Consider the following 13,491-nt stretch of genomic DNA (forward strand, 5'->3'; position numbering starts at 1 on the left):
GGCTCCTTACAGGGAGTTCAGGAAAGCCAAGAGCGCGGCGCGCTGCTCGGCATCGAAGGTCAGGACGTGTTGCTTGGCCGCTTCGGCCTCGCCACCGTGCCAGAGGATAGCCTCCAGCAGGTTGCGGGCGCGGCCGTCATGCAGAAACTGGGTGTGGCCGTTGACCGTCTCGGTCAGGCCGATGCCCCACAGCGGCGGGGTACGCCATTCGCTGCCGCTGGCTTGAAACTCCGGGCGATTGTCGGCCAGACCGGCGCCCATGTCATGCAACAACAGGTCGCTGTAGGGGCGAATCAACTGAGTGGCCAGCTCGGGTTCGGCGGCGTCCGCCGCGGTGGTGAATTGCGGGGTATGGCACTGCTGGCAGCCGGCCTGGTGGAACAGCCCCTTGCCGTTCAGCACCTGCGGGTCATCGACCCGACGGCGGGCCGGCACACCGAGGTTGCGGCTGTAGAACAGCACCTGAGCGAGGATAGGCTCGCTGACCTCCGGCACGCCGCCATTGCCTGCGGCCCGGCAGGCGGTCTGGGTGGCGCTGCAATCATCCTTCGGCAGCAGGCTGGTGGTCAGGCCCATATCACCGGCGAAGGCGTGGACGTTCTGCTGGTTCAGCGTCGGCTGCCCGGCTTTCCAGCCGAAACGGCCGAGTACGGTCTGCGCCTGGGCGTCGTCCCAGACGTAGTTGGGTCGCCCGGAAACGCCTTGCGCCTTGGCGTTTTGTGCCGCGGCGTTGGCGAGGATCGCGGCTTCGGGAATCGCCTCGAGCAGGCCGAGGCCAATCATCGGCGGGGCGATGCGGGCGGAGAGTTGGGTGTCCGGATGCAGCTCGCCGTAGCCGAGCTGGCTGATCTGCAGTCGGGGTTGGCGCAGCTCCACGCTGCTGCCGTCGCTGAAGCGTACGGGGACGCTCCGGTAGTCCACCCGCACCTTGCCTTCCGGGGCCACGCCGGGGATGGCCATGTCCTGCAGTTGGCCGCCGTAGACCGGCTCGGGCAGCACGCCTTGGCGCTGCAGGATCTGCGCCTGCTCGGCGCCGGCGGGAATCGACAGGCGCACCAGCATCGACACCGCATTGACGGCCGCGGCGCTCGGCGGGTGGCCGCGGCCGTCCTTGATATGGCAACCCTGGCAGGCGTTGGTGTTGAACAGCGGGCCGAGACCATCGCGGGCAATGGTGGTCGACGGGGCTATGACCCAGGGGTTGCGGAAGAAGCTGTTGCCGACGCTGAAGTCCAGGCGGCGCAGCGGCGAGAGGTTCGCGGCGGGCTGGGAGAAGGCGTTGTGATCGCTCTTGCGCACTGTGGCGCTGCCGGCGGACAGGGCTTCGCCGGGCTCGGCTTGGCTAAAACGCGGCGCGTCATCGCACGCGGCCAGGCCAAGCGCCAGCAGCAGTAAGGGCAGGAGAGAGAACAAACGGGGCATTGGCAACGATCCAGGCCGCGGAATCAGGCGCGCCAGCTTATCAGGCTAAGGTAATTCGAATAAGAGGGATTAGCGTTTACGAGGAGGGCGAAATGTCGCGCCTGGTTTGCTGGCTGCTTGGCATGCAGGCGAAAAAAAACGGATGCGCCTTGTGGGCGCATCCGTTGCCAGTGCCGAGGTATCAGAACTGGTGGTCGGCGGTATCCGGGTTCAGGTCGCCGATGCCCAGTTTGCCCGCGGCCTGTTCGATCGCAGCGGTCTGTTTGACCAGGGCGGCGATGGCATCCCGCACGACCAGCTGGCCGGCGCTGTTGTCGGCGGCGATCAGTTGATCGAAGTGCTGGCCATTATTGGTGGCACTGTCCACTAGTGTTCGGAGTTTGGCCTCGGTCGCTTCTAGATCGGCCTTCAGGGTGGCGTCGCTGGCCGGGTCGATTTTAGCCACCAGGGACGCCAGGCTCGGGCCGCTCAGGGTCGTGCCGTCGGCCTTCTTGTACTCGCCGAGGTAGACGTTGCGGATGCCCTTGGCGTTGTAGAAGTGCGAGTTGTGGGTGTTGTCGCTGAAGCAGTCGTGCTCGTCTTCCGTGGAGTTGGCTTCCAGGGCGACCTTCATGCGCTCGCCAGCCAGTTCGCCGAGCGACAGGCTGCCCATGCCGAAGAGCATTTTGCGCAGGCCGTTCTCGGCCGAATCGGCGACCAGGGTCGCGCGGTAGTTGTCGGCAACGCCGGCTTGCCACTGCACCACCATCCCATTCAGGTCGCTGACCAGCAGGTCGGTGGCGGCTTTCAGGTAGGCGCCGCGGCGATCGCAGTGGCCGTTGCCGCAGTCATTGCCGGTGGCGTAGTCGGTTGCAGGGCGTTCGCCCGCGCCCGCGCCGGTGCCATGCAGGTCTTGGCCCCAGAGCAGAAATTCGATGGCGTGGTAGCCGGTGGCGACGTTGGCTTCGGAACCGCCCAGCTCGTTCAGGCTGGCCAGTTTTTCGCCGGTGATTTCGGTCACGTCGAGCTTGTCTTCGCCGACCTGGACCTGGGTGTTGGCGATGATGTTGGCGGTGGCGCCCGGGTTGCCCTGCGCGTGCGGGGTGTCGGCGGCGACGTAGTCGATCAGGCCTTCGTCCAGCGGCCAGGCGTTCAGTTGGCCTTCCCAATCATCCACCACCGGGTTGCCGAAGCGAAATACTTCGCTCTGCATGTAGGCCACGCGGGCGGCCAGCCAGGCTGCGCGGGCGGCTTTCAGCGTCTCGTCATTCGGGTTGGCGAGCAGGGCGTCCACCGCAGTCTGCAGCGCTTTGCCGGTGCTGGCAGCGTCGCTGAACACGGCCAGGGCGACATCGGCGTAATGGTTGACCACCGCTTTGGCGGCCGCTTCATCGAGCTTGCCGGCGCTCGCGGCTGGAGTGCTGGTGCTGCTGGCAGCCGGGGCCGCCGCTTGGGTTGCTGGGGCTTTGTCTTCGCCACAACCGGCGAGAGAAATAGCAATGGCCAGCAGGCTGGCAGTGGCCAGAGGCATACGAATCATGGCGAAGTCCTTTGCGTCTAAAGATGAGAACGGTACGCGTTGCGCGTGTGAAACCGCGACATAATGCGAAAGATTTGCATTTTGTGCAAAGGGCCAGCGCGGCTATTTGTTCTTATAGGGCGTGCGCCAGTTCTGCTCTGCACGACGCGGTGCCGCTAGAATGCCGGCATCCTCAGTCTTTATGGAGAAGCCTGCATGAGCCTGACCAGCGTCGCGGTCTTGGTTGTTTTGTTCCTTCTCGCCGCTTATGCGGTGATTCTCTACAACGGCTTGGTGCGTCTGAAGCATGGGCTGAGCAAGGCCTGGGCGAACATCGAGGTACTGCTCAAGCAGCGCCACGATGAGCTGCCCAAGCTGGTGGAGACCTGCAAGCACTACATGCAGCACGAACGCGGCACCCTGGAGCAGGTGATCCGTGCCCGTAACGCGGTGGCCAGCGCTCGTGAGAAGGGCGATGTGGGCGCACTGGGGCTGGCGGAAAGCGGCCTGCGGGCGGGGCTCGGGCAGTTGTTCGCCTTGGCCGAGAACTATCCGCAACTGAAAGCCAACGAGAGCTTCCAGTTTCTCCAGCAGCGCATCAGTGGCCTGGAGAACGGCATCGCCGACCGGCGCGAGCTGTACAACGAAGCGGTCAACCTGAACAACGTGCGTATCGAGCAGTTTCCCGACCTGATCATCGCCGGCCTGTTCGGCTTCAAGGCGGCCGAGTTGCTGGAGTTCGGCGAGGCCCAAAAGGCCGACGTCGACCTCAAAGCCTTGTTCGGTTAAGTCGTGGAGCTTCAAGAACTGGCGTTAAGCCTGGCGTTCAGCGTCGGCGCCTGTGCGGGCGGCGCCTGGTGGTGTTTGCGGCGCTTGGCCGAAGCCCGCCATTTGCTGGATACCCCGACCTCGAAGATCCGTTCGGCGGCGCAAGGTTATGTCGAGCTTTACGGTGTGCTGCAGCCGCTGCCGGAGACGCCGATCCTTGGCCCGCTAACGGGTAAAGCTTGCCTGTGGTGGCGCTTCAAGATCGAGGAATACAGCAGCAACGGCAAGGGCCGCTCGTGGCGTCAGGTCGAGAGCGGGAGCAGCGAAGCTTGGCTGCGGCTGGCCGACGCGACGGGCGACTGCCTGATCGATCCGCAAGGGGCGCAGGTGAGCCCGGCGACGCGTGAGGTCTGGAAGGGCAACCTGCGGCACCCCCGTGGCCCGACCCAAAGTGGGATATTCGGCTGGTTGGCCAGCGACAAAGATTACCGTTACACCGAGGAGCGCCTGCACCTGGGCGAGCCGTTGTATGCCATCGGCGATTTCCGCACCTCCGGCGGCGGCCGTCAGGGCCTCGATCCGAGTGCGGCGCAGAGCAGCGTGATCCGTGAATGGAAGGGCGACTTCGCCGGCCTCTTGCAGCGCTTCGATAGCGACCGCAACGGTCAGTTGGATGAGCGGGAATGGAATCGCGTGCGCCTGGCCGCGCAGTTGGAAGCCGAGGATCGGCATCGGCAGATGAGCGTGCAGCCGGCACAGAATCATCTGGCCCGGCCGCGGGAAGCACAGCCGTTTATCCTGTCCAGCCATGGCGAGGACGATCTGGCCCGGCGTTTCTATTGGCAGGCCGCCGCGGCGGCTGTGCTGTGCCTGCTCGGCGCGCTGGCGACGGCCTGGCTGCTGGGGATCACGGTTGTCTAGGCGCGAGCTCGGCTGGCGTGAAGGGCGCACAGATTAGTAGGGTGGAATCCCCTGAGGGGCTTCCACCGCCTGCGGCTAATCCACCCTACCTGCTTTTTTATCGCGAGCAGGGCTCAGAGTGTCGCGGGGTTAGTGCTGGCGTTGCTGACACGGCGGGATTGTTTCAGGAACAGCGTCAGTTCGCGGGCCGGTAGCGGTTTGCTGTACAGATAACCCTGCCCCTCATGGCAGCCCTGGGCAATGATGTAGGCCTCCTGCTCGAGGTTTTCCACGCATTCGGCGATGACCTGCATGCCCAGGCTTTTACCCAGCTGGATGATGGCGCGCACGATGGTCGCGTCGTCCTCGTCGTCCAGCAGATCCTGCACAAAGCTCTTGTCGATCTTGATCTTGTCCAGCGGCAGACTCTTCAGGTAACTCAGCGACGAGTAGCCGGTGCCGAAGTCATCGATCGCGATCAGCGCGCCGGAGCGGCGCAGGCTGAGCAGGTGCTGGGCGGCGGTGGTGATGTCTTCCATCAGGCCGGTTTCGGTGACTTCCAGTTCCAGGCTGTGTGGCGGCAGGCGGTAGACCTGCATCAGGTTGTTCACCATCCGCGGCAGCTCGGCGTGGTGCAGCTGCACGGTGGAGAGGTTGACCGCCATGCGCAGGTCGACGAAGCCCTGATCGTGCCATTCGCGCAGTTGTCGGCAGCTCTGGTCGAGCACCCATTCGCCGATGGCGATGATGCTGCCGTTCTGTTCGGCCAGCGGAATAAACAGGTCCGGCGACACCAGGCCGTGTTGCGGATGCTGCCAGCGCAGCAGCGCCTCGACGCCGACCACGCGATGATCGCGGTAGTCCACCTGGGGCTGGTAGACCAGATACAGCTGGCCTTGGGCGAGGGCGTCGCGCAGATCCTTCTCCAACTCGCGGCGGCGGCGCATTTCGCTGTCGACGCTGGCGATATAGAACTGATAGCGGTTGCGCGAGCGGCTCTTGGCCAGGGTCATGGTTTGTTCGGCTTTCTGCAGCAGCTTCTCGGTGCTGTCGCCATCTTCCGGAAACAGGGTGATGCCGATGGTGGCGCGCAGGTGCACTTCCTGCTGTTCCAGGGCGAAGGGCGCTTCCAGGTCATCCAGCACGCTTTGCGCCAGCTCGGCGGCGTCATAGGGCTGTTCGATATCCGCTTGCACCAGGGCGAACTGATCGCCACCCAGGCGCGCCAGGGCGCCGAGGCGACCGCTGTGGCTGCGCAGGCGGTCGGAGAGGGCGAGCAGCAACTGGTCGCCGGTCTGGTAGCTGAACTGTTCGTTGATCCCCTTGAAATCGTCCAGGCCGACGCAGAGCACCGCCACCCGCCGCTGCAGGCGGCCGGCATCGGCGAGAATCTGATTGAGCTGCTGCTGCAGCTGTTGGCGATTGGGCAGGCCGGTGAGGAAGTCGTATTGGGCCATGCGCAGCAGGCGGTCTTCTGCCTTACGGCGTAAATGGGTGTTGCGTTCGATGGAGGCGAGCAACTGATTGGCGGTATTGATCCACAGACCCAGTTCGTTCTTCTCGTTGCCCTTGAGCATCGGCAGCTTGTGCTCACTGGGGCGGTCCGGGTTGATGTTGGTCAGGTACTCGATGATCTTCGACAGCGGTTTGGTCAGCAGCCAGTGGTAGACCAGATAGAGCACCAAGCTCATGGCCAGCGCGCGCAGCATCCCGGAGATGAAGATGATCACCGAGCTGGTGACGAAGTCCTCGCCGTAGGGCGCGGTGTCGAGGGTGATGGTCAGGTCGCCGTAGTACTCGCTGTACGGGCTGCGGCCCACCAGTTGGGTGGTGAAGCTGGCTTCATCGCCGAGAATCGGGTCGGTCAGCCAGCGCGTGGGCCGCTTCATCAGGTCGCGGGACTTTTCCGCGAGCATCGGCTCATTCGGATGGCCGATCGCGGCGAAGCGCATGGATTCGTTCTGGAACAGGCCTTCGATGACCTGCATGCCCATCTCCCGATCCAGGCTGTAGACCGCCTGAGTCGAGGGGTCGCGGAACATGTTGAGGATGCGTTGCGCATCGTTGGCCACCGCTTGGCGCGTCTTGTAGGCGTCGAAGAGGATTTGCCCACAGCTCAGCACCACCCCGACTACCAGTGCTGAGAGCAGCACCACGCGCAGCAGCTTCAGCGACAAGCTGTGTTTGAGTTCCAGCTTCAAATGAGCATTCCTTGTTCGAGGCCAGAGGCATCAGACTGCTGTGAGTATTGGCAACCGCGCGGAAGTCGTCAAAGAACCATCACCGTGAAGACAGTCGTGCCATACCTGTGTGGCCGCAGCCTTACGCCCGGCTACTGGGACTGCGTCGGTGCGGCGGCGCTTGGACTTGAGGGCATTCGGCAGTTTTCTCTCGGGCCTTTCTGGCATCGCGCGTCGTACGGGATCGTGCATCAAACCCGCTTGGGTAACAGGAACTGCCGGGCAGAAACGAAAAAACCCGGCGGATGCCGGGTTTTTCTGGGCCTGGAGGCCGGTCTTAGGCGGCGTAGTTTTTCGCTACGAAGTCCCAGTTGACCAGGTTCCAGAACGCCTCGACATACTTCGGACGTAGGTTGCGATAGTCGATGTAGTAGGCGTGTTCCCATACGTCGCAGGTCAGCAGCGGGGTGTCGCCGCTGGTCAGCGGGCAGCCGGCGCCGATGGTGCTGGCCAGGGCCAGGGAGCCGTCGGCTTTCTTCACCAGCCAGCCCCAGCCGGAGCCGAAGGTGCCGATGGAGGTCTTGCTGAACTCTTCCTTGAACTTGTCGAAGGAGCCGAATGCCGCGTTGATGGCTTCGGCCAGTGCGCCAGTCGGTTGGCCGCCGGCGTTTGGCGCCATGCAGTTCCAGTAGAAGGTGTGGTTCCACACCTGTGCGGCGTTATTGAAGATGCCGCCTGAAGAAGTCTTGACGATTTCTTCCAGGGTTTTGCCTTCGAACTCGGTGCCCGGCACCAGGTTGTTCAGGTTCACGACGTAGGTGTTGTGGTGCTTGTCGTGGTGGTATTCGAGGGTTTCAGCAGAAATGTGCGGCTCGAGGGCGTTTTTCGCGTACGGCAGCGGTGGCAATTCGAAAGCCATGGTCTATCTCCTACTCAGGTCAGGTCAGGTCAGGTGCGGTCAGGTCAGGTCAGGTGCGGTGAGCGCGAGGCCGTTCACGGGCGGCCAGATATACGGCGGGGAGTTTGTACTCTTTGCGCCGTGGACTCGGGATCATAGCACTGGGTCTGTGGCATAACCACGCAACAACTGTGTGGGAAAGGCCGTGCAGGCCGAGTGCAGAGGCCGATGCCAGGGCCCTCGCCGTAGCGCAAGGCCCTAGAGTGCCGGCTTGAGCTGACCTCTCAGTCAGTGATCAGTTGCCCGGCCACGGCAAACATCATCAGCGCGACGCTCAGATCGAGCAGGCGCCAGGTCGTGGGGCGGGCCAGCCAGGGCGCGAGCCAGGCTGCGCCGAGGGCCAGGCTGAAAAACCACAGCAGGGAGGCACTGGCGGCGCCCAGGGCATAGGCGCCGGGGACGCTTTGCTGGGCGCCGAGCGAGCCGATCAGGAGCACGGTGTCCAGGTACACATGCGGATTGAGCAGGGTCACCGCCAGGGCGGTCAGCAGCACCGCACGGCGCGAACGCGGGCCGGCTCCGGCGGCTTCACTCAAGGCCTGTGGGTTGAGGGCACGGCGCAAGGCTTTGACCCCATACCAGAGCAGGAAGGCCGCCCCGCCCCAGCGGGCGATCCCCAGCAGCACGGGATTTTGCGCGAGCAGGGTGGCCAGGCCGAATACCCCGGCGGCGACCAGCAGCGCATCGCAGAGTACGCAGAGCGCCGCCACCGGCAGGTGATGCTCGCGTCGCAGGCTCTGGGCCAGCACGAAAGCATTTTGCGCGCCGAGGGCGACGATCAGCCCGGCGGCCACCAGTAACCCGTTTAGATAGCTTTGCCACATGAGTCATCTCCTCTCCAATGCTGGCGAGTCTGGGATGACTGGCTGTATAAGGAAAACGAATCCTGCTGATCACTCATTAGGAGAATTGATTTTGTTCGATTACAAACTGCTGGCCGCCTTGGCCGCCGTGGTGGAACAGGCGGGGTTTGAACGGGCCGCGCAGGTGCTGGGCTTGTCGCAGTCGGCGGTGTCGCAGCGGATCAAGTTGCTCGAAGCGCGCGTCGGCCAGCCGGTGCTGGTGCGGGCCACGCCGCCGGCACCGACGGAAATCGGTCGGCGGCTGCTCAACCACGTGCAGCAGGTGCGGCTGCTCGAGCGCGACTTGCAGGGCCAGGTGCCGGCGCTGGACGAAGGCGGTCTGCCGGAGCGCCTGCGCATCGCCTTGAATGCCGACAGCCTGGCGACCTGGTGGGCGCAGGCGGTCGCTGAGTTTTGCGCGAACCATCGGGTGCTGCTGGATCTGGTGGTGGAGGACCAGGACGTCGGCCTCAAGCGCATGCGCGCCGGCGAGGTGGCCGCCTGCGTCTGCGCCAGTGACCGCCCGGTCTCCGGGGCGCGCAGCCTGGCGTTGGGGGCGATGCGTTATCGCGCCTTGGCCAGCCCGGGGTTTCTCGCCCGGCATTTTCCTACCGGGGTGACGCCGGCGGCCCTGGCGCGGGCGCCGGCCATCGTCTTCGGCCCGGACGATCTGTTGCAGCATCGCTATCTGGCGGCGCTCGGTGTCGAGGGCGGTTTTATCCACCACCTCTGCCCCTCCTCGGAGGGGTTTATCCGCCTGGCCGAAGCCGGGCTGGGCTGGGGGCTGGTGCCAGAGCTACAGGTGCAGCGGGAACTGGCGCGGGGCGAGTTGGTTGAGCTGTTGCCGCAGCAGCCGATCGATGTGCCGCTGTATTGGCACCACTGGCGTAATGGCGGTGAATTGCTCGGCGAACTCACCGCCCATCTGCTCCGCACGGCCGCCCGGACTCTGGTGCCGGCCGCTGTGTAGGCTGGGTAGAGCCTGCGCAAGCCAGCTCCTGTCGCTGCTGGGTTTCGCCTAAAAACGGCTCTACCCAGCCTACGAAGTCAGGCTCTTGCCCGAGCCCTGCATACTCCAGCAGATGCCGCACGGCCAGCAGCGGCGCCAAGTCGAATGCACAAGGCTGCTGCCTCCGTAGGTCAGAGGCTTGGCTCGCGACGCCACGGCACAAGGCTGCGGGTCCTTGCTACAGTCGTGGGCCTAACCATAATCACCACGACAACCACGGGGGCGGGCAATGAAGATTCTGGTGACCGGCGCGAGCGGCTTTATCGGTGGGCGCTTCGCCCGTTTCGCCCTGGAGCAGGGACTGACGGTGCGGATCAACGGCCGGCGGCCGGCGGCGGTGGAGCATCTGGTCAAGCGGGGTGCCGAGTTTGTCCAGGGCGATCTGGCCGACCCTCTGTTGGTCCAGCGGCTCTGTCAGGGTGTCGAGGCCGTGGTGCATTGCGCCGGTGCCGTGGGCGTCTGGGGTGACTACCAGCACTTCTATCAGGCGAATGTCGCGGTCACCGAAAACGTCGTCGAGGGCTGCCTGAAACAGCAGGTGCAGCGGTTGCTGCATCTGTCCTCGCCGTCGATCTATTTCGATGGCCAGGCGCATGTCGGGATCAAGGAAGAGCAGGTACCCAAGCGCTTTTCCGATCATTACGGCGCGACCAAGTATCTGGCTGAGCAAAAGGTCTTCGGCGCCGAGGAGTTCGGCCTGGAGGTGATTGCCTATCGCCCGCGCTTCGTCACCGGCGCCGGCGACACCAGCATCTTCCCGCGGCTGATCGAGATGCAGCGCAAGGGGCGGCTGTCGATCATCGGCAACGGCCTGAATCGGGTCGACTTCACCAGCATGCAGAACCTCAACCATGCGCTGTTCAGTGGCCTGCTGGCCGCCGGGCCGGCGCTGGGCAAGGTCTACAACATCAGCAACGGCGCGCCGGTGCCACTCTGGGATGTGGTCAATTACGTGCTGCGCCAACTCGAGCTGCCGCCCGTCACCCGGCATCTACCCTATGGCGTGGCTTACGCGGCGGCGACGCTGAACGAAGCGTTCTGCAAGGTGTTGCCGGGGCGTCCGGAACCCAGCCTGTTCCGCCTCGGGGTGGCGGTGATGGCCAAGGACTTCTCGCTGGATATCGGCCGCGCGCAACAGTACTTGGACTATGACCCGCAGGTCAGTGTATGGGCCGCGTTGGACGAGTTCTGCCAATGGTGGAAAGCGCTGCAGCAACCCTGAGTGAGCCCGCGAGTCAGCCGCGCAGCGGGCCGGCGTACTGGGTGTATTTGGCGATCAACTCCGCTTCGCTCAGCACCGGCGGCGGCGGTGGCGCCAAGCGCAGGCCGCTGAGTTGGCTCAGGCGCGCGCCCAGCTCCCGGGTTTCATCGACTGTCGAGTCGGCGCAGGCCGTCAGCATGCTGATTATTGCGCCAGGCTGGCTCAGGCGGATATCCAGCGCCTGTTCCTGGCGTATGCGGCGGCGCAGCAGTTGCATGCAGTCGAGTACAGCCTTGGTCAGTTCCATGCGATCTCTCCCCCAATGACGTGAGCTCCAGCGAGCTCGAAGCCGGCTGACTCGGTGACCGGCAGCTCTTTGGCCGGTAACGCCTGGCCCGGCAAAGAGGCGGCGTAGACACTTCGTCAGCTCCCCTACGGGATTTAGCAAATGCTGTACCAGTTCACCGAATGAGGAACTGCGCGGCCTGGAGATGGTCACTGGACAGGTTCGCGCGCCTCGTCGGTGCGCCGCGCACTGGCTTGGCGCGCCGCTGAAGCGCTGCGCGCGAACCGGTATACTGCGCGTCATCCCGCCCTCTTTGTGTGCCCCTGAAGGTTTACCCATGCGTAACGATGCCCTCGACGAACTGGATAGCGTGCCCAGCCTGACCACCGATGCTCGCGATCGAGACTTCGCTCATGAGCCTGAGCCGGCCGAGCGCAATCCCTCCTATGGCCGCGGCAATGGGCCGGTGGTGGTGAAAAGCGCCAGTACCGGACCGTTATGGGCGCTGGTGGGGGCTCTGGTGATAGCCCTGGGCGGCCTCGGTTGGTGGAGCCACCAGCAGATCGAGCTGATGAGCCAGCAACTGGTGGCCACCCAGGAAAGCTTCGCGCGGATCAGTGAGGAAGCGGCTGGGCGAATTCAGGACATCTCCGGCAAGGTGGTGGCCACCGAGTCCAGCGTGACCAGCGGCAGCGAAGCGCTCCGGCTCAAGGTCAAGCAGTTGGAGAACAAAGTGGCTGAGCTGAGCAAGCAGCAGCAAAGCGTCAGCACCCAGCAAAACGGGCAAGGCAAGCGTGTCGAGCAACTGGCCGTCGACCTGAAGGCTCAGCAGGACTCCGCCAGCCAGTTGGACGGCAAGCTGAAAAGTCTGGCCGGCGAGCAGATTGCGCTGAAAGCCGCGCAAGACGAGCAAGCCAAGCTGGACAGCCAGCTCAAGAGCCTGGGCAGCGAGGTTGCGGCGTTGAAAAAGCTCGGTAACCCGAACCCGGCCATCAGCCGCCTGGAGCAGGATCTGCTGGTACTCAAGAGCGAGCAGGAAAACCGCTCGGCAGCCAACAATACCAGCGAGTTCGATGCCTTCCGCGCGCAGATGACGCGCAACATCAGCACCCTGCAGAGCCAGGTGCTGAACCTGCAGCAGCAGCTCAACGCCCGGTAGGTTGGTGCTGAGCACCGCGATGCCCAACCTGTAGGAGCGGATTTATCCGCGAACAGGAGCGACTCGGTGCTGCCCCCATCGCGAATAAATTCGCTCCTACAGTCGCGGGTAGTCGAGGTAGCCGACCGGGCCTGCGCCGTAGAAGCTTTCCGGGCGCGGCTCGTTCAGTGGCGCGTCCTGCGCCAGGCGCGCCGGCAGGTCCGGGTTGGCGATAAAGGCAACGCCGAAGGCCACGGCATCTGCCGCGCCGCTGGCCAGCAGGGCATTGGCGCTGTCCTTGGTGAAGCGTTCGTTGGCGATAAACACGCCGCCAAAGGCTTCTTTCAGTTCGGCGCTGATGCTGTCTTCGCCTTGCTTCTCGCGGGTGCAGATAAAGGCGATGCCGCGTTTGCCCAGCTCGCGCGCCACGTAGCCGAAGGTCGCCGCGCGATTGGAGTCGCCCATATCGTGACTATCGGCGCGCGGCGCCAGGTGCATGCCCACGCGGCCGGCGTCCCACACCGAGAGCACGGCGTCGGTCACTTCCAGCAGCAAGCGGGCACGGTTCTCCACCGAACCGCCGTACTGGTCGCTGCGCCGGTTGGTGCTGTCCTGCAGGAACTGGTCGAGCAGGTAGCCGTTGGCGCCGTGGATTTCCACGCCGTCGAACCCGGCGGCCTTGGCATTCTCGGCAGCGTGGCGGTAGGCCTCGACTATGTCGGCGATTTCCTCGGTCTCCAGGGCGCGCGGGGTGGGGTACTCGCGCAGTGGACGCAGCAGGCTGACATGGCCTTTGGCGGCGATGGCGCTGGGCGCGACCGGGGCTTCACCGTCGAGGAACGACGGGTCGGAGATCCGCCCGACGTGCCACAGCTGCAGGAAGATCCGCCCGCCGTTGGCATGCACGGCCTTGGTGATGTTGCTCCAGCCGCGCACCTGCGCAGCGGACCAGATGCCGGGGGTGTTGGGGTAGCCGACACCCATCGGCGTCACCGAGGTGGCTTCGCTGAGAATCAGCCCGGCCGATGCGCGTTGGGCGTAGTACTCGGCCATCAAGGCATTCGGCACGCGGCCTTCGTCGGCACGGCAGCGGGTCAGCGGCGCCATGATGATGCGGTTTTTCAGTTGCAGATCGCCAATAGTTATGGGGTCGAAAAGGCTAGCCATGGGGTGGATCCTCCGGTCGGGGTACTGCATGAAGTCATAGGTCGAGTAGCGGTTCGAGGTCGGTTCTTTGCCCGACCGCGAAGCTCAGTAGGCTGGCGCTCAGGGCCAGTACGGCCGGCGCT

Annotated in this window: 12 protein-coding genes; 5 read left to right on the forward strand and 7 right to left on the reverse strand. The window is 64.5% G+C overall.

Going from position 1 to position 13,491, the window contains the following annotated elements; translation table 11 throughout:
* Positions 1-6: 6 nt before the first annotated feature.
* Both FFS12_RS15080 and FFS12_RS15085 read right to left on the reverse strand, forming a co-directional pair.
* A complete protein-coding gene (locus FFS12_RS15080; protein WP_137887856.1) occupies positions 7-1,422 on the reverse strand; it encodes a di-heme oxidoredictase family protein in 1,416 nt (471 codons plus the stop codon).
* 181 nt (positions 1,423-1,603) lie between these two features.
* Positions 1,604-2,941, reverse strand: coding sequence for an imelysin family protein (locus FFS12_RS15085; protein WP_137887858.1), 1,338 nt, complete (start codon positions 2,939-2,941; stop codon positions 1,604-1,606).
* A 195-nt stretch (positions 2,942-3,136) separates the two neighbouring features.
* Between FFS12_RS15085 and FFS12_RS15090 the strand changes: the two genes are divergently transcribed.
* On the forward strand, positions 3,137-3,709 hold the full coding sequence (locus tag FFS12_RS15090) for a LemA family protein (RefSeq protein WP_137887860.1): 573 nt from the start codon (positions 3,137-3,139) through the stop codon (positions 3,707-3,709).
* Positions 3,710-3,712: 3 nt separating this feature from the next.
* Positions 3,713-4,609, forward strand: a complete 897-nt coding sequence (locus FFS12_RS15095; RefSeq protein WP_137887862.1) for a GIDE domain-containing protein — start codon at positions 3,713-3,715, stop codon at positions 4,607-4,609.
* Positions 4,610-4,722: 113 nt separating this feature from the next.
* Here the strand turns inward: FFS12_RS15095 and FFS12_RS15100 are convergent, their stop codons facing one another.
* The 3 genes from FFS12_RS15100 to FFS12_RS15110 form a co-directional block, all read right to left on the reverse strand.
* The gene (locus tag FFS12_RS15100) at positions 4,723-6,789 is read right to left on the reverse strand and encodes a bifunctional diguanylate cyclase/phosphodiesterase (protein ID WP_137887864.1); all 2,067 of its coding nucleotides are present in this window, start codon (positions 6,787-6,789) and stop codon (positions 4,723-4,725) included.
* A gap of 316 nt (positions 6,790-7,105) precedes the next feature.
* Positions 7,106-7,687, reverse strand: a complete 582-nt coding sequence (gene sodB, locus FFS12_RS15105) for a superoxide dismutase [Fe] (protein WP_137887866.1) — start codon at positions 7,685-7,687, stop codon at positions 7,106-7,108.
* A 263-nt stretch (positions 7,688-7,950) separates the two neighbouring features.
* Positions 7,951-8,550, reverse strand: coding sequence for a LysE/ArgO family amino acid transporter (locus FFS12_RS15110; protein ID WP_137887868.1), 600 nt, complete (start codon positions 8,548-8,550; stop codon positions 7,951-7,953).
* Positions 8,551-8,635: 85 nt separating this feature from the next.
* Between FFS12_RS15110 and FFS12_RS15115 the strand changes: the two genes are divergently transcribed.
* Together FFS12_RS15115 and FFS12_RS15120 are read left to right on the forward strand one after the other, a co-directional pair.
* Complete coding sequence (locus FFS12_RS15115; RefSeq protein ID WP_171011887.1) at positions 8,636-9,538, forward strand: LysR family transcriptional regulator ArgP; 903 nt, start codon at positions 8,636-8,638, stop codon at positions 9,536-9,538.
* A gap of 268 nt (positions 9,539-9,806) precedes the next feature.
* Positions 9,807-10,799, forward strand: coding sequence for an NAD(P)-dependent oxidoreductase (locus FFS12_RS15120; protein ID WP_137887872.1), 993 nt, complete (start codon positions 9,807-9,809; stop codon positions 10,797-10,799).
* 13 nt (positions 10,800-10,812) lie between these two features.
* Here FFS12_RS15120 and FFS12_RS15125 read toward each other — a convergent pair whose 3' ends face one another.
* The gene (locus FFS12_RS15125) at positions 10,813-11,085 is read right to left on the reverse strand and encodes a hypothetical protein (RefSeq protein WP_137819916.1); all 273 of its coding nucleotides are present in this window, start codon (positions 11,083-11,085) and stop codon (positions 10,813-10,815) included.
* A gap of 316 nt (positions 11,086-11,401) precedes the next feature.
* Between FFS12_RS15125 and FFS12_RS15130 the strand changes: the two genes are divergently transcribed.
* Positions 11,402-12,223 (forward strand): ATPase, encoded by an 822-nt coding sequence (locus FFS12_RS15130; RefSeq protein ID WP_137887874.1) that lies wholly within the window; start codon positions 11,402-11,404, stop codon positions 12,221-12,223.
* A gap of 96 nt (positions 12,224-12,319) precedes the next feature.
* Here the strand turns inward: FFS12_RS15130 and FFS12_RS15135 are convergent, their stop codons facing one another.
* On the reverse strand, positions 12,320-13,369 hold the full coding sequence (locus FFS12_RS15135) for an alkene reductase (protein WP_137887876.1): 1,050 nt from the start codon (positions 13,367-13,369) through the stop codon (positions 12,320-12,322).
* Between the last annotated feature and the right edge of the window lie 122 nt (positions 13,370-13,491).

Origin of the sequence: Pseudomonas sp. 2FE (assembly GCF_005503735.1) — a bacterium.
GTDB lineage: Bacteria > Pseudomonadota > Gammaproteobacteria > Pseudomonadales > Pseudomonadaceae > Aquipseudomonas.

What these genes read in the sequence shown, in the direction of transcription:
- FFS12_RS15080 (WP_137887856.1), bottom strand. Translation starts at nt 1,422, where the DNA reads ATGCCCCGTTTGTTCTCTCTCCTGCCCTTACTGCTGCTGGCGCTTGGC.
- FFS12_RS15085 (WP_137887858.1), bottom strand. Translation starts at nt 2,941, where the DNA reads ATGATTCGTATGCCTCTGGCCACTGCCAGCCTGCTGGCCATTGCTATT.
- FFS12_RS15090 (WP_137887860.1), top strand. Translation starts at nt 3,137, where the DNA reads ATGAGCCTGACCAGCGTCGCGGTCTTGGTTGTTTTGTTCCTTCTCGCC.
- sodB (WP_137887866.1), bottom strand. Translation starts at nt 7,687, where the DNA reads ATGGCTTTCGAATTGCCACCGCTGCCGTACGCGAAAAACGCCCTCGAG.
- FFS12_RS15110 (WP_137887868.1), bottom strand. Translation starts at nt 8,550, where the DNA reads ATGTGGCAAAGCTATCTAAACGGGTTACTGGTGGCCGCCGGGCTGATC.
- FFS12_RS15120 (WP_137887872.1), top strand. Translation starts at nt 9,807, where the DNA reads ATGAAGATTCTGGTGACCGGCGCGAGCGGCTTTATCGGTGGGCGCTTC.
- FFS12_RS15125 (WP_137819916.1), bottom strand. Translation starts at nt 11,085, where the DNA reads ATGGAACTGACCAAGGCTGTACTCGACTGCATGCAACTGCTGCGCCGC.
- FFS12_RS15130 (WP_137887874.1), top strand. Translation starts at nt 11,402, where the DNA reads ATGCGTAACGATGCCCTCGACGAACTGGATAGCGTGCCCAGCCTGACC.
- FFS12_RS15135 (WP_137887876.1), bottom strand. Translation starts at nt 13,369, where the DNA reads ATGGCTAGCCTTTTCGACCCCATAACTATTGGCGATCTGCAACTGAAA.